The organism is Anabaena azotica SJ-1 (genome assembly GCF_047275885.1).
In the GTDB taxonomy this organism is placed as follows: Bacteria; Cyanobacteriota; Cyanobacteriia; order Cyanobacteriales; family Nostocaceae; genus Trichormus_B; species Trichormus_B azotica_A.
Genome location: NZ_CP178454.1, coordinates 3,536,551 through 3,554,511, shown reverse-complemented (window position 1 = coordinate 3,554,511; position 17,961 = coordinate 3,536,551). Strand labels below are relative to the sequence as shown.

Genomic DNA, 17,961 nt, shown 5'->3' with positions numbered 1-17,961 from the left:
CATAAACATGGAAACAAAACGCGATTTTATCTACACAGATTGGATATTAACAGAAAACCAATTTAACCCGGAAGAATTACACGCCAGGGAAACAATATTCACCATTGGTAACGGTTACTTAGGTACGAGAGGCAGCTTTGAAGAAAGCTATCCACGTACACTATCTGCTACATTTATTCACGGTGTTTATGATGATGTTCCCGTAGTTTATACCGAACTAGCCAACTGTCCAGACTGGCTACCATTGGTAGTCATGATTGATGGCGATCGCTTTCGTCTAGACCAAGGTAAAATCTTAGAGTACAATCGGAAACTAGACCTACATCAAGGGATTCTTAGCCGTTTTCTGCGTTGGCGTAGTCCCACTGGAAAAACCATAGATATCAGCTTTGAACGCTTTGCAAGTTTAGCGGATCATCATGTATTAGGACAGCGTTGCCAGTTAACAACATTAGATTTTCATGGTTTTATCGAAATTCAAGCGAGTATTAACGGCTATCCCGAAAACAAAGGTTTCAATCACTGGGAAGGACTAGACCAAGGAAAAATTGACAAAGGTTTCTGGTTACACAGTCGCACCCGCTACTCCCGAATTGACCTCGGTATGGCTGCAAAAATGACCATATCAGGAATAGAAACAGCGATGCAAGTCAATACCGCACCTGGCTATCCTAGCATCAGTGCAACGTTCTTTTCTGAACCTCAGCAGACCATTACCATAGAAAAGATTGTCACTGTTTTTACTTCACGGGATGTTGAACAACCAGTTTCAGCCGCGCAAACAAAACTCGACCATCTACCGGATTATATTACCCTACGTAATGCTAATGAACAAGCATGGGCAGAAGTTTGGGAAAAAAGCGATATTACAATTGAGGGAGATAATACAGCCGCATTTGCTATTAGGTATAATATATTTCAATTATTAATTGCTTGTCACCGTGATGATAACAGAGTGAGTATTCCTGCTAAAACCTTGTCTGGATTTGGTTATCACGGTCATATTTTTTGGGATACAGAAATTTTTATTCTCCCATTTTTTACTTTTACTCAACCAGGATTAGCCCGTAATTTACTGAGTTACCGTTATCATACTCTAGATGGAGCGCGACGGAAAGCGATACATTATGGATACCAAGGAGCGATGTATGCTTGGGAAAGTGCGGTGACAGGTGATGAAGTCACACCCAGATGGTCGCTACCTAGTGATTATTATGCTGAGGATGTGAGAATTTGGTGTCGCGATCGCGAAATTCATATTAGCGCAGTTATCGCTTATGCTGTATGGTACTATTGGCAAGTCACTGGCGATAATGAATGGCTCAGAGATTATGGTGCAGAAATAATTCTCGATACCGCTATTTTTTGGCATAGCCGAGTTGAATTTAATCCCCAAGCCGAACGTTATGAAATTCGTAACGTCATAGGTGCAGATGAATACCACGAGTTAGTACATAACAATGCATTTACTAACCGCCTAGTCCAATGGCATTTAGAAAAAGCTTGTATAGTTGATGATTGGTTACGTTGTAATTTCCCAGAAAAAGCTAGAGAACTAGAGAAAAAATTGCAACTTACTGATGAAATCAGAAACCATTGGCTAGAAATCATCAACAAAATCTGGATTCCCTACAACCCAGAAACAGGATTAATTGAGCAATGTGAGGGATTTTTTCAATTAGATGATATTAATTTAGCAGATTACGAACCACGCCAAAAGTCCATGCAAGCTATCTTAGGTATTGAGGGAACCAACAAACGCCAAGTCCTCAAACAACCAGATGTATTAATGTTGCTTTATCTCATGCGTGTATCTACTGAGTCGCCCTACAGCCTCAAATCATTGCAGGTCAATTGGGACTACTACGCACCCCGCACAGATATTACCTATGGTTCTTCCCTCGGTCCAGCTATTCACGCGATTTTAGCCTCCGATTTAGGCCAAACCCAGGAAGCTTACGAACGCTTTATGCAAGCAGCTATGGTGGACTTGACAGATAAACGAGGCAATACTAATGATGGGATTCACGGTGCTAGTGCTGGGGGAATTTGGCAAGCTGTAGTTTTCGGTTTTGGAGGTATCCAATTTACAGATAATCAGCCTGTAGCGAATCCCCATTTACCGCCTGGTTGGACACGCTTGAAGTTTAAATTATACTGGCATGGTAAATGGCATGAATTCGATTTACGCCCCACCTCGCTACCTCCTCAAGTCCCCAATATTCAGGGAATTATCTTTGATTTAGATGGTGTATTAACAGATACAGCCGAATATCATTACCAAGCTTGGCAAAGATTAGCAGATGAGGAAGGTATTCCTTTTAACCGTCAAGCTAATGAAGCATTGCGGGGAATTTCTCGCCGGGCTTCGCTGATGTTAATTATTGGTGATAGGCGATATTCGGAAGTGCAGATTCAGGAGATGATGGAACGGAAAAATGACTATTATGTGGAGTTGATTCAACGTATCACACCCAAGGATTTATTACCGGGTGCGGTTTCCTTGTTGGATGATTTGCGACAAGCTGGGTTGAAAATTGCCCTGGGTTCAGCGAGTAAAAATGCGCGTGTAGTTGTGGAAAAATTGGGGATTATTGATAAACTGGATGCGATCGCAGATGGTTATAGTGTCCAAAAACCCAAACCAGCACCAGATTTATTTCTGTTTGCAGCCCAGCAGTTAGGGCTTCCCGCAACCCAATGTGTAGTGTTTGAAGATGCAGCCGCAGGTATTGATGCAGCTTTAGCCGCAGGTATGTGGGCGGTGGGTATGGGACCACCAGAAAGAGTGGGAACTGCTCACATTGTTTTACCTAGTTTAGCAGGTGTGACTTGGGAAAATTTGCAAGGTAAATTTAGGGATATTGCTTTACAGCGTAAGCCATAAAAGTTTTCTGTGGTAGGGAACTATTAACAGGGAACAGCATATTTAGTAGCGGTTTAAAACATAATCTGAGGTAAATCATCAGCTTTATTGAGAATAAATAAACTTTTATCCCCTCCTCTTCCAATCCTGAATGTTTCATCTAAATAAGTAATATCAAGAGTTGCAACTCTACCTTGAGGGCCATTAGCAGCTACAACTTTAAATGGATTTAGTTGAGGGGTGTTAAAGCCTATAATTTTATCGATAGCTAAATAACGTTTATCAAAATATACATTAATACGCTTATCCGGGACACTGGATGTATCTATAGCAGGTTCAAAACTAGCTGTTACTTTCACATATCCTGAGATTATTTTCCAAGGATGTTTTACCTGAGCTAGATTAAAAAATTGTTTATCTGCAATATTAATTACTTGATAGACTCTACCCACCTTTAAGCCTAATGGGAGGGAATCTAAAGTACGAATTTCTCTAGCTGTAGAGTATTGTAATTGCCAAGCTCCATTTAATAAATTAGTAGCATTCTGGAGTGGTTGAGGATGGGGATTAAGACTTTCCAAGTCAACTGTTAATTGTTCTATTTCGGCGGCTTTATTTGTGTCAATTTTTAAATTTGTGATAGGAGAACCATCATTTTGAATTTGTTCAAATAATATTTGCAACTTTTCTTTCAATACTTGAGGATTCATTAGACGTAATATTGATAGACTTGATTGGTAAAATTTTAACCCAAAAAAGTGCCGAATAAATTTTTTTATCTCACAAATATGGAACTCCAAACCATCACCTTAGAAATTCCTGTCGGTTGTAACCTGATTTTAGGACAAACCCACTTTATTAAAAGTGTAGAAGATTTATATGAAATAATGGTGGGCATATCTTCACAGGTAAAATTTGGCATTGCTTTCTGTGAAGCATCAGCTTCTTGTTTAATTAGAATTGCTGCAAATGATGAAATTTTGCAAGAAGTAGCTACAAAAAATGCTCAGGCTATCAGTGCTGGACACAGTTTTATAATTGTAATTAAAGACGCATATCCTATTAACTTTCTTAATGCTATTAAACAATGTCCAGAAGTTTGTAATATTTATTGTGCTACCGCTAATCCTGTCCAGGTGATTTTGGCAGAAACTGAACAAGGGCGTGGTATTCTCGGTGTTATTGATGGCTTTTTACCCAAAGGTGTGGAAGGAAATGAGGATGTAAAAGCACGTCAAAATTTACTTCGGCACATAGGTTATAAATTATAACTGAAAGGTAAGTATTCAGGAATAGAATGAGAAATAAGGTTAAAATTTAACTGAAGTGAATTTATTTAGCTTCAGTCATTAAATACTATTGAGTTCAAAGAATTTATCAAAGCCTTTTCTAATTAATCCTTCTTTAAGTTTCTTATCTCCTGTCCATAATAAGCCTTCTAATTCCAATGTTAAAGCAACATGGGGAGTGTCACTTTCATCAATATCTTTACATAAAACTGGTTTCTAGACACTATTTATTCTCCAACAAATTGATTTTTGATATTTGACCACACATCAATATCAATTTCCTTTGCTAAAGCTTCAGCTTGCACTGTTGTCATACTGCTTTTCTTTTTCAAAGACTCTAGCTCTAGATAATCTAAAAACTTTTTGAGAGTATCTAGCTCAATAATATTCTTATTGAATCTGATAATTAGGTCTTGATTTTCTACGGTAATATTGTAAGTTTTATCTGACATAAGATGATACTATTTAGGTAGTTAGGGGAGAAAATATACTTGGCTCTTTATATTATATTATCTCAGAATTAATGGGTTTGGATAAATATTTACGTAAGAATTCAGGAGTCTGGAGGAGGCAGTGCGGTCTTGGGGTTTCCTCAAGTGGAGCAACTAACTGCCGTTCAGGAATCAAAATGCTTATGAAATGAAGAATAGAGAGTAGTGAGATTTTATCAAAATCGTCAAAATTTACTTCGGCACATCGGCACATAGGTTATAAATTATAGCTGTAGGACTTATACAAAATGTGTTTAAACATCTTATTCTTTCGTAGGGATAATTCATGAATTACCCCTACGTTAGTTCTATTTTGCGTAATTCCTGATTCAGAAAGGAATATGACTATTAAGTAGGTGGGCAGAATCAAACCAAACTGTGTAAAGAAAAGTAAATAAGGCTAAAACCCTTTTTCCCCCTGCTCCCTGCCCCCTGTCTTATCCCAACGACAATTTTTAACGCCAACTTACTTATTTGTATCAAAGTGTTCTAATGCTTCGTCTCTACAATTCATGAATTTTGGGATATTTGTTTCTTAAAAGTTGTTCAATTTTGTCAGCAAGTTGTTTGAGTTTTACAGGTTTGGTAAAATATTCATTAGCGCCAACAGCCAAACACATTTCCCGATCGCCTGGCATGGCTAATGCTGTAACAGCAATAATAGCAATATCAACTAATTGCGGATCACCACGAATGCTTCGGATTGCTTCTAGTCCATCAACTTCTGGCATTTGAATATCCATGATAATTAAGTCAGGGTGTTGACTTTTCGCCATCTCAATAGCCTGTTTTCCATTGTTGGCCAGAATTAGATCATACCCTCGGCTTTCCAGATAGTCGGACATTGTGTGAATATTTGCTTGATTGTCTTCTGCCAACAAAATCACCGGAGGTGCTACACAAAATGAATCTTTATTGACCTGAACAGATAAGCGATCGCTAGATAATGTAGTATTTACTCTGGGTTTTCCCGCATTCTGGCTAATCTCGTAGGGTATACGAACAGTAAAACAACTGCCTTTTCCAACTTCACTGCTAACTGAAACCCTTCCCCCATGTAGTTCGACAATCTGCTTAACTAGTGCCAGACCCAAACCAGTACCTTCATAGTGGCGGTTAAGATTTGTATCGACTTGGACAAAAGCTTTAAATAACTTGCTGATATCATCATTAGCAATACCGATACCAGTATCTATAATGGAGAAACAAAGTTGAGGAGTAGACAAGTATGAACATACTTCCTCAGCCTTTTCTACTTTGACTAAGTGACTGATATGATTATCCTCTGGTTCTTCCAGCCAAACTCGCAGCGATACAGAACCGTTTTCCGGCGTGAATTTCACAGCATTATTCAGCAGATTGATCAGCACCTGACGCATCCGGCGGTCATCTACTTGAATGCTACCAAGGTTATGGGCAATATTGGATTTGAGGGTAATCTTTTTTTTCAATGCGATCTGTCTAATAAAAACTAGGCTACCATCACAGAGGTTGTTAACTGAAACATCACTCAGATCCAGTTCTAGTTTGCCAGATTCAATTTTTGATAAATCGAGAATATCGTTAATTAATTCTAACAAATGTCTGCCACTACGCTCAATTGTGGCGATCGCCTTTATTTGTTTTTCATTAATAGAACCAAATACCTCATCTTGTAAACTCTCAGACATTCCCAAAATGGCATTGAGAGGAGTTCGCAATTCATGACTCATATTCGCCAAAAATTCATCTTTGAGGCGAGTAGCGCGAGCTAATTCAATGTTGGCTTTGGTCAGATCCTGATTCGTTTGCCAAAGTTGTGCTTCCGCTTGTTTACGTTCAGTGATATCCGTCAATGTGCCAATATAGCTAATAATTTTCCCATCCGCATTGGTTTCTGCTAATATCTGGCAGTAAAACCAGGTAATACTACCATCTGGACGCAAACACCTGCCTTCATTGCAGTAAGTTTCTCCAGACTGATATGTTTGAAACCATTCCGACCATTTTGTAAACAGGCGATCGCGATCTTCTGGGTGCAAAGTCTCTACCCACCCTCTCTCCAAAGCTGCTGTTGCTGGTCTACCTGCTATCTCACCCCAGCGATCATTAGCATATATACAGTTACCAGCACTATCAAACCGAAAAATGCCAACGGGAGCAGCTTGTGTCAAAGCTGCATAGCGGCGTTCACTCTCTCGCAGGGCTAACTCTATTCTTTTACGTTCTGTGATGTCATAGTTAATACCTACCATCCGTTCTGCTTCGCCATGCTCATTGCGTTGAACTATTGCAGCACTTTTGATAAAGTGGATGCTGCCATCTGAATGCACAACTCGGAATTCGGTATTAAATTCTTTTTCTCCCCTGATAGCAGCATCAAGGGCTGCTTCAGTCTCAACAAGATCGTCAGGATCAACTACCTTCACCCAATCCTGATATGTGGCTGGAGTCTGTGACCGTTGCATACCATAAAGTTCATACATCCGGTCATCCCATTTTACTTCCTGTAGCATATCCCAGTCCCAAGTACCGATCGCTCCTGCTTGGAGTGCTAGTGTCAACCGATCAGATAGATTCCGTAACTGTTCCTCGGTTCGTTTGCGGTTAGTAATATCTTGGGCAATACCTAAAAATCCGATGATTTTTCCTTGAGAATTAGACAGGGCTGTGACTGACAAAAGTACAGGGAAGCGATAACCATCTTTATGAATATAAGTAAATTCATTTTCATAACTCTTGCCATTTTGAGTCACATAACTAAAAAATTCTTTACCTCCAGAAATTTCTCTGCCTAATTTTAATGAAAGTTCTGCTGTCAATTGTTCAATTTCTTCTGGGTTATGAAATAAACTTGGGCCGTGTTGACCAATAACCTCATCTGCTGTGTAACCTAACATCTTCTCGGCACCAGCATTAAAGGTTTGGATAATACCCTTGAAATCGGTGAAAATAATCGAATAATCACTACCATCTAAAATTGCTTTTTGCAGACTAGTTAGAGCTAGTAAGTCTTCCTCCGCTTGTTTGCGCCTGGTAATATCCGTTTCCGAACCACTCAAGCGAATCACATTACCTGCTTCATCCCACAAAGCCTGACCCCGGTCTAATATCCATATATAGGAGCTATCTTGGCACTGTACTCGGTATTCTTCTTGGAAATAGGGAGTTTTGTGGGCAAAATGGTCACTAGTAGCCTGCATAATCCGATCATAATCATCGGGATGGATGCGACTTGACCATTCTTCTGGGCTGTTGCTAACTTCATCTTCAGCTAAACCCCGCATTTGTTTCCAACGAGTTGAATAGAATACCTTATTTGTTCTGAGATCCCAATCCCAGATCCCATCATTACTTCCTCTTGCTACCAATTGCCACCTTTCTTCACTTTCCCGTAAAGCTGCGGTGCGTTGTTCAACTCTGATTTCTAATTCCTGATTCAATTGTTGTAATGCTTGTTCGGCATGAACTCGTTCAGTAATATCAACTGCCACCCCACCAACTAAGCAGCGCCCTAATGTTTGCGGTAAAGGGAATTTGTAGACCAAAAAATCTCCCAGTGTACCATCTGGTTTAGGCGCTTTTTCAATAGTTTCCAGAACCTGCTGAGTTTGGATCACCAGACGATTATTATCTACAAACTGTTGAGCAATTTCTACTGGATACAAATCAAAGACTGTTTTACCAATCACATCCTCCACCATTTTAGCTGCAAGTTGAGTAGCACTAAGAAAGGTTTCACTGATATAGACTATCCGACCGTTTTCATCAGTAATCCAGGAGGCTGAGGGACTATTATTCATGAATGCCTGAAAGCGGGCTTCACTTTTTCTGAGGGCGGTTTCTGCTTGTTTCCGGGATGTAATATCTTCAATGACGCTGATAAAATATTGGGGAGTTCCAGCAGCGTCACGCACCAGAGAAACTGTCAGGTTAATCCAAACAATCGACCTATCTTTACGCATATAGCGTTTTTCCAGTGAGTAAATCTGAATTTTCCCTGCCAGCAGCATTTTTGCCTGCTCTAAATCTGCTGATAGGTCATCAGGATGGGTGATATCCTGAAAATTCAGGGTCTGGAGTTCAAGTTGAGGATATCCAGCAATGTCACAGAAGCGTTGGTTGATGCGAAGGAATTGCCCATCTAGGGATACATGACCTATCCCTACTGCGGCTTGTTCAAAGGTATTACGAAATCTTTCTTCACTCTCTCTGAGAGTTTTTTCTATTCTTTGGCGTTCTGCTAGTTCTAATTGTGCTTGTTGATAAGCATTTGCTTGTTGAATAGCGATCGCTATTTGGACGGAAAGTTGATCTAATAAGTTGAGTTCCTGTTGTTCCCAGTGACGCGGTGCAGAACATTGATGAGCAATTAATAATCCCCATAATTGCCCTGTAACAATAATCGGTACTACCAGATTGGCTTTGACTTCAAATTGTTCCAATAGTTGCAAATGACAATCTGTTAAACCTGCTTGATAAATATCATCAATTGCCCGTTTTTTCCCCTGATGATAGTCTTTCCCTGCTCCCTGTTGAAAACAACTGTCCTGAATCTGCATTCCCAAAGATGCTCTCCAACCAGAAAGCACTGACTCAGCCACAATAGTGCCACTCATCTCTGGGTGAAATTGATATATTACCACCCGGTCTGCTTTAAGAAAATGACGCACTTCAGTGGTTATTGCTGGTAGAATCTCTTCTAACTGGAGAGACTGATGAATTCGCAAAGCCGCAGCAGCAATAATTTGTTGTTGTTCCCGACTTTGTTCTATTTGTCTGGTTAAATACATCCGTTCTACTGTTTGATGAATCGCACGTTGCAGAATTTGAACGGTGAGTTGGCCTTTGATTAGATAATCTTGGGCACCACTTTTCATGGCACTGACAGCAATCATTTCGTCCCCTTCTCCTGTCAGCATAATGATGGACGATTGACTATTGCTGAACTTTTGCCTAAATTCTGCAACCAACTCTAACCCATCACCATCTGGCAACATAAAATCCAGTAAAATGATATCTGGTATTTCTTGCTGACACGATTTAATTGCTTCTGTTGCTGTTTCAAATTCCACAATTCGATAGGTGTACAAGGTGTCTTGCTGCAAAAAGCGACGACACAAGTATCTATCTTCGGTGCAATCATCAATCAGCAAGATGGTAAGTGGGGAGCGATTTCTCATCTGTTTAACTCTTGGAGAGCAACGCTATATCTGACAGGATTTTCGGTGTAGGTATAAACTGATAACGATGGGTCAATTGCAGGTTCATGTCAGTTCTAACCAACCTTGATAGCCAGTGACAATGCGATCGCCATCTTTGAGGATGTGAACTTCTATTTGGTCACTAGCCCAACTAATTTGATCTCGGAATTCTGGGTTAAATACATGAACCTGTTGATTCCTAGAAGACACGGGAGACAAGGGGGAATTAATGGCTTGCGACTCAACAAAAGGCCCGTCAATTAAAATATCTAGTTGTGCTAACAATTCTTGAGAACCAGGGGGTGCTGATTCAGATTGCAGTTGCTTCAGGGTAAAGCCAGTAAAAGCCATGACATTTAATCCAGCCGCTTTGACTTTGCGTGCTAAATTAGCCAATGCTGATGCTTGCCAAAATGGTTCACCACCAGAGAAAGTTACACCTGTGTTATGGGGATTTTTGAGAATATCTGCGGCTAAGGAATCTATTGCAACAAGCTGGTTAATCTCAAATGTCCAAGAGTCGGGATTAAAGCAACCAGCACACTCACGTGGACAACCTTGCACCCACACTACAGCACGACAACCAGGTCCGTTGACTTCTGATTTATCAACGTAACCCATAATATTCAGATAACCAGCAGGAATTTCTGGCTGTGCTAACAATGCTTCTGTTGACTTTGTTTCCATCTTTTTAACTCCTAAATTGAAAATAGTACAGCAGCGGTAAGTGTTGAAGAGAGTGTCAGGATGTAGGAGAGAAAAATAAATTCTTGCTGTTGACGTTTACCTTTTGCCTTTATGCTCTACTTGCTTACACTATAGCTTTGTGGCGTAACGCACAGGAATTTTCGTCACATTGTGAATTGTTTTAGCTATCATCTTGAGTTCTTCAGGTTGGATACATTGGAAATTTTCACAAGCATAAGAGCGAGATGCAACAATCTCATTACCTCTTGATTCTAATTGACTAACTAAGACGCGGGGACGGGAAGGAATGTTAAGTTGGATTTCATCAGGCTGGAGATTTTTGACCAAGTGTATATAATGCGCTTGGGTTTCTGCCGTCCAAGCTGACAAAATCATAGTTTGTATTGCCATTCTTCCCGGATATTCATATCTAAATAATTTAATTCCTTGGATAATATCTGGTAAATCAATTGTCTCTAGTGGATGATTGATCTGCCGTAGTTGATTTAACGAAACACAATCTAGTTTAACAGCGACAATATCCGCTAATTTTAAAGCATTACGGACAGATTTATCACCTAGTAAAGTGCTATTGGTTAATACTGCTTTTGGTTGTTTAAAAATTTCCGTTGTAGCAACCAAAACTTCCTCCAAATTCAGTGCTAGAGTGGGTTCACCACTACCACTAACAGTGACTATATCTATGTGTACTTCCTTTTGAGCGATCGCTTGCAAATCAGAGATAACTTGACTCGTAGGCACAAAAACTTGCCGTTTAGTAGTTTGTTGTTGAATCTTCCCTAATTGACAATATATACAGTTAAAAGAACAGCTAGATATTAACCCAATAGGATCAATACCAAGCGATCGCCCAAATCGCCAAGAAGTAACTGGTCCGTACACAGAGGAACAGAGTGGTTTTGGGGATGATGAAAGTGTACTCATAACTACCTCACAACCTAGCCTAGATCGAATTTCTTGATCTCATCTCAGTTCAATAACTCGAATGATCTAGAATTTAGAGCGATTTTGTGAGGAAGTTGTGAGGTAAATACTAATAGACATCTGGTGAAAAATAATCTAGAGACGTTCGATGGAACATCTCTATAAGGGTTATATGGTACGCATATTTAAGGGTTATATGATACGCATATTTAAATTCAGTCGAACCCTACTTAATTACTTGAAACTTTTCCACAATCAAATACAGTTCTTCATCAGCCATTTGGCGGTCATAATCAACATTAATTTGAGTTGGATAGCCAAATTTAGAATCATATTTCACAGTTAAACTTGATGCCTTCCGCTTAATTGCATCTTGAATGACATTAAAAAGCTTGGGAACAGTATCGTATTCTTTAAATAGTTCTCTATCTACAGGTTTACCAGTTGCTACGGAAGTAACCGCAGTAGTGACACCATTGCGGACTTCAACCACTACTGGTTCCCTGGCTTCAGTTGTACAGAAGCAACTTCTAGTCAGTGTATAGCGATAGTTGGTTATTTTTTGCTTTTGCCATAACTGACGATTAACCTGTAATCGACCGATGTTTGATTGATTCGCCCGTGTTTGTGCTACCTGTACAGCAGGTTGAGAAAGTTGAGACAGTGCAGGTACATTAGAACCGAGCGAAATCAATAATCCCACAGCAATAGCCAGAGGTAAACGCATATTCATCCTTATCTATTTGGTTTAATGTTCTATTTTCAGACTTTCCAAATTTTGACGAGAGATGGCTATGCAAAGTTGCAGAAATTCTATGCAAATGCTACTTTTTCCCTTCTGTTTCTCGCAGTTCGCGCTCTGTTCTTTCATAGGGATTTGTCTTCGGTTTCCAGGTGGGAAATCTACCTATCAAAAAGTTGTTTACAGATGTACGAGTCTGGGTACTTGCTTTCCCAATAGCACCGGGAAAAACCTTATCTCCTCCTGCTATAAATAAGATAGCGCCAATAAGTATCAAAGGCATATAACGTTTCATGTTTAAATTCCCCTCACATAATACTTTGAGTGTGAATAGTTACTGCGTAAGTTCTAACTAAGAGAATTTCAACCTATTTCCTGTTTCCTGCGGTATGTATCTTTAGTATGCCCAAAGTATCAACTAAACCACACAAACCCCAAGACTAAAATAGTTAACTTAATTCCTCCATAGGAATTTCAATCCAAAACTCACAACCCTTACCAAGTTCTGAAACACAGTTAATTTGACCACCATGTTTTTCGACAATAATTTGATAGCTAATAGACAGCCCTAAACCAGTACCTTCTCCTGGTTCTTTCGTGGTAAAAAAGGGTTCAAAAATGCGTGATTCCATACCTTTTGGAACACCACAACCATTGTCAGCAATCCAAATCAAAATAGAATTACTATTTGTAACTTGTGTACGAATCCAAATTTTAGGCTTGTCAGTTAAGTTTCCTTGGATTAAAGATTTTTCTAACGCCCAAATCGCATTATTGATAATATTCATAAACACCTGATTCATCTGGGCTGCATAGCAAAAGACTGGAGGTAAATTACTATACTCTTTTACAATTTCAATAGCTGGAAAATCACCCTGTTGTTGGAGACGATTTTGGAGAATTAAAAGTGTACTGTCTATCCCTTCATGTAAGTCAACAGGTTTTTTTTCTGCTTCATCAAGACGTGCAAAAGTCCGTAGCGAAAGCACTAATTCTCTAATTCTATTTGCACCAATCATCATGGAATTGAGCATTTTCGGCAAATCATCAGCAATGAAATCTAAATCTAGAGATGCTACTTGCTGTGCAATCTCTTGTGTCGATTGAGGATGATTTTTATGGTACAGCCGCACTAAATTCAATAAATCTTCAGTATGATTAGTAACATAAGGAATATTACCGTAAATGAAACTAATAGGATTGTTAATTTCATGTGCTAAACCAGCTACCAATTGACCTAAGCCAGCCATTTTTTCACTTTGAATTAACTGGCTTTGAGTTGCTTGTAATTCTTTGAGAGTTTGGGTAATTTCTTCTTTCTGACGTTGGGTTTTTTCTAACAATTCCGCTTGCTGGAGTCCTACTCCTAACTGAGAACAAATTTGTACTAACAAATCTATCTCATCTCTTTGCCAATCACGGGGTTGAGAATGTTGATAAGCTGCCAATAATCCCCAAAGTTTTTCACTTTGAAAAATTGGCACAATCATATATGCTCTAGTTTCTGTAGGTGTAATTAAGGCAATAGGGGGAATAGGAATATTTGTGGCAGATGTGTCGTTAACAACGATTATTTTACCGTTAGTAGAGTCTTCTCCTGGAATTAATCTTAGATAATCATCTGCAATTACTGGTACAAGTTCCTGTACTGGTTTCCATCCATAAGCTAATGATTCGGCTACAAATTCTCCACTCCAATCTGGCCGGAAGCGGTAAATTGTGACTCGATCAACTTCTAATAATCGCAGGACTTCTTGAGTGCTGGTAGCAAAAATTGTACTTAAATCAAGAGACTGACGAATTTTTTCGACAGTTGCAGCTAAAGCTTTTTCTCTTTCTGCTGCTTTCCGTTCTCTCTCCGCAGCTTTAGCAAGTTTCTGAGCTTGGATTTGCACCTGTTTTAATGACTCAGCTTGCTGTAATGCGACACCGAGTTGCACACCTACCTGTGCTAATAAGTTGATTTCTTCATCTTGCCAATAACGGGGTTGGGAGTTTTGATAAGCTACTAATAATCCCCATAATTTTTCACCTTGGGAAATGGGAACAAAAACTTCATTTCTTGCATATTTTCCGGCTTTTATTTCTTGTAAAAGCACTCGTTCCGTGACAGGTTGAGGTTTAACTAGTGGTGTCCAACCGTCTAAAATAGAATCAGCAACAAATTCACCACTCCAATCAGGATAGAAACGATAAATGGCTACTCTTTCTACTTCTAATAACCGCAAGACTTCTTGAGTTGCGGTTTTAAAAATGGTGTCAATATCTAAAGATTGACGAATTTTATCTACGGTGTTGACTAATGCTCTTTGTCGTTCCGCAGCTTTGGTAATTTCTGCGGCTTGTTTTTGCATTTGTTGTAAGTATTCAGCTTGTTGTAAAGCTACGCCTAATTGAGAACTAACTTGGGTGAGTAGATAAATTTCATCTTCTTGCCAATCTCTAGTACCTGTGTTTTGGTAGACTGCTAATAAACCCCAAATTTTATGCTTATAAAGAATTGCAACTATGATATAAGCTCTGGCTTGGTAGCTTTCTAAAACTTTAATGTAACATTCATTAAAATTAGCATTATAAATATCATTGCAAATCCGGTATATTTCCCCTTTGGCAAACCGACCACCGCCTGTATCTTGCAAGTATGTATCAGTGGGTGGTTCGACTAATTCTTTTAATTTACAGTCACTGATGTTGTCACTTAATTCTGCTCGTTGTAACTGTTCTTGCATGAGGGAAACCCAACCCTGGGTTACAGATTCAAATACAAATTCACCACTCCAGTCAGGATTGAAGCGATAAATAGCAACGCGATCGCTATTGAGTAGTTGTCTGAGTTCTTCGGTGGTGGTGCGAAAAATGCTTTCTAAATCTAGAGACTGACGAATTTTTTCAATGGTTCTGGCTATGGTTTTTTGCCATTCTGCGGCTTTTTCTCTGGCTGTAGCTTGTGCAAGTTGCGCCGATTGTAGTTTCACTTGTTCTATATAATCTGCTTGTTGTAAAGCTACTCCTAAATGTTCGGCTATTAATTGCACAAATTCAATTTCTGAAACTTCCCATTGCCGTGGTTCATTACATTGATGAATACACAGTAATCCCCATAAATCTTTGCATTTCATGAGGGGAACAGCTATGTTGGCACGTACTTGAAATTTTTCCAGCATCTTGACGTGACAATCTATGGCAACATCTTCATAGATATCCGCTATGGCTCTTATTCTCCCTTGCTGATGATGTTCAGTAAACTCTTCAGCAAAGCAGCGGTCATGAAGTTGGGTAGCTAATATAGATATCCATTCTGCACCTACATCTTCATAAATAAATTCTCCTTCCCATTCCAACTCAGGAGTAAATCGAAATACGCTCACCCTGTCGGTGTTGAGTAACTGACGTACTTCTGTAACTGTTATTTTGAAGATGGTTTCTATATCTAGAGATTCCCGAATCCGGGCGATCACCCTAGATAAAGCCTTTTGTTTCTCACTCTGATCCAGGGAAAAAATCATGCCTGGTTGATATTCTTTTTGGGAAGTCGGTTGTATCATTCCCCACAGGATTCTCTATATAATTCTTCTATAAGGTAACAATAAATATTCAATATTGGTTTCTGTATTATGTTTGTATAATATGAATATGTGGGGATACGATCTCAATCCCATCCCCACAAATAGGTTTTTTAAGCCATAAAACAGGCTAATATTTGCTGTAAAATCAGCGTCGTTTGGCAGTGCTGCGTTTAAGTTCGCGGTTTTCGTCTTCTCGACGACGGCGATCGCGCCAATCTGCTAGCGTTAAATAAACTACACCACCAGTGACTCCTACTAGCAGCACTACGGCCATCAAGGCCAAAATCATTAAATATGGACTTTCCACGATTCCTCTATAGTCCGTTGCGTCCCCAAACTACCATAGAAATCGACCATGTGAACACAACCAAAAGTGATACCCATCCCAGTGTCAAAATCATAGTTCTACTTTTCAAATAATTGCAAAAGGTTTCTAATGTTTATCATACCGGGAAAAGGAGGTTGATTGCTCAATGGTGTTTATGGGAGGCTGGGCTAGATTATGGAAATGATGGCAGAACGGTTAGAATCTCTCAAAGCAGGGCTTATTGGTGGTTTATCTGCTGGTTTGGCTTTCTTAATCACTACTGTTGTTAATGGTTTACTGCTGAATCAGTATTTTTCGATACTGAATATTAATCAATTTCAGCTAATTAATTTACAATTTTTGCTGAGTGCTGGAATTGCAGGTTTTTCTGGTTTCCTATTTGGTGTCACTTACCGCTATATCATCCGCGTAGATAAAAATCCCCAACTCAAATCTGGTGCTGTATTTGCTTTTGGTTTGGTGCGTGGATTAACTCAGATAGAATTTGGCTGGAATTTCAATAATACACTTTTGCCTGTTTTCATCTTAGCAGGAGAAAGTATTTTCTGGTTTGCTTTAGCGGCTATTGTTCTCGATACTGCCATTTTACTTAATTGGCTAAAACCATTTTCTTCGGAATTTTGAATTACTTTATGAATCACTATTTTTTAATTATCGATCTTGAAGCTACTTGCTGTGACAAACGTACAGTTCCCCGTCATGAAATGGAAATCATTGAAATCGGGGCAGTGATGCTAAATCGCCAGACTTGGGAAATTGATTCTGAATTTCAACAATTTATTAAACCTGTGAGAAATCCTATTTTGACGGAGTTCTGCACAAATTTAACGACTATTTCTCAACAACAAGTTGATGCTGCACCTCAATTTCCAGAAGTAATGTCAAAATTGACAGAGTGGATGAATTCATTTCCTAATTATATATTTTGTTCTTGGGGAAATTATGATAAAACGCAATTTTTACAAGATTGCAAATTTCATAATGTCTCATATCCTTTTGGTACAGAACACAGAAATATCAAACAAGAATTTTCTGAATATTTGGGTGTATCTCGTAAATTTGGTATGGCACAGGCACTACAACATTTGGAGATGGAATTAAAAGGCACACATCACAGAGGAATTGATGATGCCCATAATATTGCCGCAATTTATCGTTATATGCAAACCAAGAAAATAGGAAAAAATACTGTCCCCTAGCAAATTCTAATTTATATTAATAAGTTGCCAAGCCAGTAATGATTGTGTTTTACCTTTAAGAGCGATCGCTTGTCGAGGTTTAACCATGTCAATGTATGGTTAAGCTACTTCCCCTCAATTTCGATTCAATGGTGCTATCTAATCCATGTTTTAATAGCTTTGACATTCATCTTCTCTGTTGGGGTATTGGGTAAATTAACTAAGACTTAGAAACAGCATTGATAGTTGTCTCTAAAGACTGCAAAGCTGTTAATAATTTCTTTTTTTGGGGTTGAGTAGCTTTCAGTTCTCCAGAAATTTCATCCATACTTTTTTCTATTGCCTCATAATTATCACGAGATTTAGCTTTTATTCCATCCTCTACTTCTTTCCAAACATCTTCAAATTGATCGAATTCTTTTTTAGCTTGAACAAAATCACCAGATGTAACTGCGGTTTTAGTTTTCGCTACTACAGCTAATAAACCATTATTAGCAGTTGTCTTTGTTGCTGCTGTTGAGGCTGGACTTGCTGATACATTGCTATTAGAAGTATTATTAGAAGTTGCCGCAGGGGTAGTTTCGATAGTAGCTTGTTCGCCATTAGTACAGCCCACCAAAACCAGTAAGCTCATACCTGTAATCATAACAATTGCCTGAAAACGCTTCATAGTCACCTCCAGATAG

At 39.0% G+C, this 17,961-nt stretch carries 16 protein-coding genes; 4 read left to right on the top strand and 12 right to left on the bottom strand.

Annotated elements, in window-relative coordinates:
• Nucleotides 1-7 precede the first annotated feature (7 nt).
• Nucleotides 8-2,887, top strand: coding sequence for a beta-phosphoglucomutase (gene pgmB / locus ACLLO5_RS15775; RefSeq protein WP_413171452.1), 2,880 nt, complete (start codon nt 8-10; stop codon nt 2,885-2,887).
• Nucleotides 2,888-2,940: 53 nt separating this feature from the next.
• Here the strand turns inward: pgmB and ACLLO5_RS15770 are convergent, their stop codons facing one another.
• Entirely contained in the window at nt 2,941-3,576 is a 636-nt protein-coding gene (locus ACLLO5_RS15770) for a PAP/fibrillin family protein (RefSeq protein WP_413171451.1), read from the bottom strand.
• A 78-nt stretch (nt 3,577-3,654) separates the two neighbouring features.
• Here ACLLO5_RS15770 and ACLLO5_RS15765 point away from each other — a divergent pair, with 78 nt between their 5' ends.
• On the top strand, nt 3,655-4,137 hold the full coding sequence (locus ACLLO5_RS15765; protein WP_413176103.1) for an adenosine-specific kinase: 483 nt from the start codon (nt 3,655-3,657) through the stop codon (nt 4,135-4,137).
• 78 nt (nt 4,138-4,215) lie between these two features.
• Here the strand turns inward: ACLLO5_RS15765 and ACLLO5_RS15760 are convergent, their stop codons facing one another.
• From ACLLO5_RS15760 to petN, 10 genes are all read right to left on the bottom strand, one after another.
• Complete coding sequence (locus ACLLO5_RS15760) at nt 4,216-4,350, bottom strand: PIN domain-containing protein (RefSeq protein ID WP_413176102.1); 135 nt, start codon at nt 4,348-4,350, stop codon at nt 4,216-4,218.
• A gap of 32 nt (nt 4,351-4,382) precedes the next feature.
• Nucleotides 4,383-4,607 (bottom strand): hypothetical protein, encoded by a 225-nt coding sequence (locus ACLLO5_RS15755; protein ID WP_413171450.1) that lies wholly within the window; start codon nt 4,605-4,607, stop codon nt 4,383-4,385.
• A gap of 542 nt (nt 4,608-5,149) precedes the next feature.
• Complete coding sequence (locus ACLLO5_RS15750) at nt 5,150-9,808, bottom strand: PAS domain S-box protein (protein WP_413171449.1); 4,659 nt, start codon at nt 9,806-9,808, stop codon at nt 5,150-5,152.
• A gap of 84 nt (nt 9,809-9,892) precedes the next feature.
• A complete protein-coding gene (locus ACLLO5_RS15745) occupies nt 9,893-10,516 on the bottom strand; it encodes a 4Fe-4S single cluster domain-containing protein (RefSeq protein ID WP_413171448.1) in 624 nt (207 codons plus the stop codon).
• Between the two features lie 129 nt (nt 10,517-10,645).
• Nucleotides 10,646-11,461 (bottom strand): radical SAM protein, encoded by an 816-nt coding sequence (locus ACLLO5_RS15740; RefSeq protein WP_413171447.1) that lies wholly within the window; start codon nt 11,459-11,461, stop codon nt 10,646-10,648.
• A gap of 226 nt (nt 11,462-11,687) precedes the next feature.
• Nucleotides 11,688-12,188: a DUF6174 domain-containing protein gene (locus ACLLO5_RS15735; RefSeq protein ID WP_413171446.1), complete on the bottom strand. Its 501-nt coding sequence runs from the start codon at nt 12,186-12,188 to the stop codon at nt 11,688-11,690.
• A gap of 97 nt (nt 12,189-12,285) precedes the next feature.
• Nucleotides 12,286-12,498: a hypothetical protein gene (locus ACLLO5_RS15730; protein WP_413171445.1), complete on the bottom strand. Its 213-nt coding sequence runs from the start codon at nt 12,496-12,498 to the stop codon at nt 12,286-12,288.
• Between the two features lie 154 nt (nt 12,499-12,652).
• Nucleotides 12,653-15,748, bottom strand: a complete 3,096-nt coding sequence (locus ACLLO5_RS15725) for a GAF domain-containing protein (RefSeq protein WP_413171444.1) — start codon at nt 15,746-15,748, stop codon at nt 12,653-12,655.
• A gap of 166 nt (nt 15,749-15,914) precedes the next feature.
• Complete coding sequence (locus tag ACLLO5_RS15720) at nt 15,915-16,076, bottom strand: hypothetical protein (RefSeq protein WP_413171443.1); 162 nt, start codon at nt 16,074-16,076, stop codon at nt 15,915-15,917.
• Between the two features lie 7 nt (nt 16,077-16,083).
• On the bottom strand, nt 16,084-16,170 hold the full coding sequence (petN, locus tag ACLLO5_RS15715; protein ID WP_013189847.1) for a cytochrome b6-f complex subunit PetN: 87 nt from the start codon (nt 16,168-16,170) through the stop codon (nt 16,084-16,086).
• A 101-nt stretch (nt 16,171-16,271) separates the two neighbouring features.
• Here petN and ACLLO5_RS15710 point away from each other — a divergent pair, with 101 nt between their 5' ends.
• Nucleotides 16,272-16,721, top strand: a complete 450-nt coding sequence (locus ACLLO5_RS15710; protein WP_413171442.1) for a hypothetical protein — start codon at nt 16,272-16,274, stop codon at nt 16,719-16,721.
• Between the two features lie 8 nt (nt 16,722-16,729).
• The gene (locus ACLLO5_RS15705) at nt 16,730-17,296 is read left to right on the top strand and encodes an exonuclease domain-containing protein (RefSeq protein ID WP_413171441.1); all 567 of its coding nucleotides are present in this window, start codon (nt 16,730-16,732) and stop codon (nt 17,294-17,296) included.
• 199 nt (nt 17,297-17,495) lie between these two features.
• Here the strand turns inward: ACLLO5_RS15705 and ACLLO5_RS15700 are convergent, their stop codons facing one another.
• Entirely contained in the window at nt 17,496-17,945 is a 450-nt protein-coding gene (locus ACLLO5_RS15700) for a DUF4363 domain-containing protein (protein WP_413171440.1), read from the bottom strand.
• Nucleotides 17,946-17,961 lie beyond the last annotated feature (16 nt).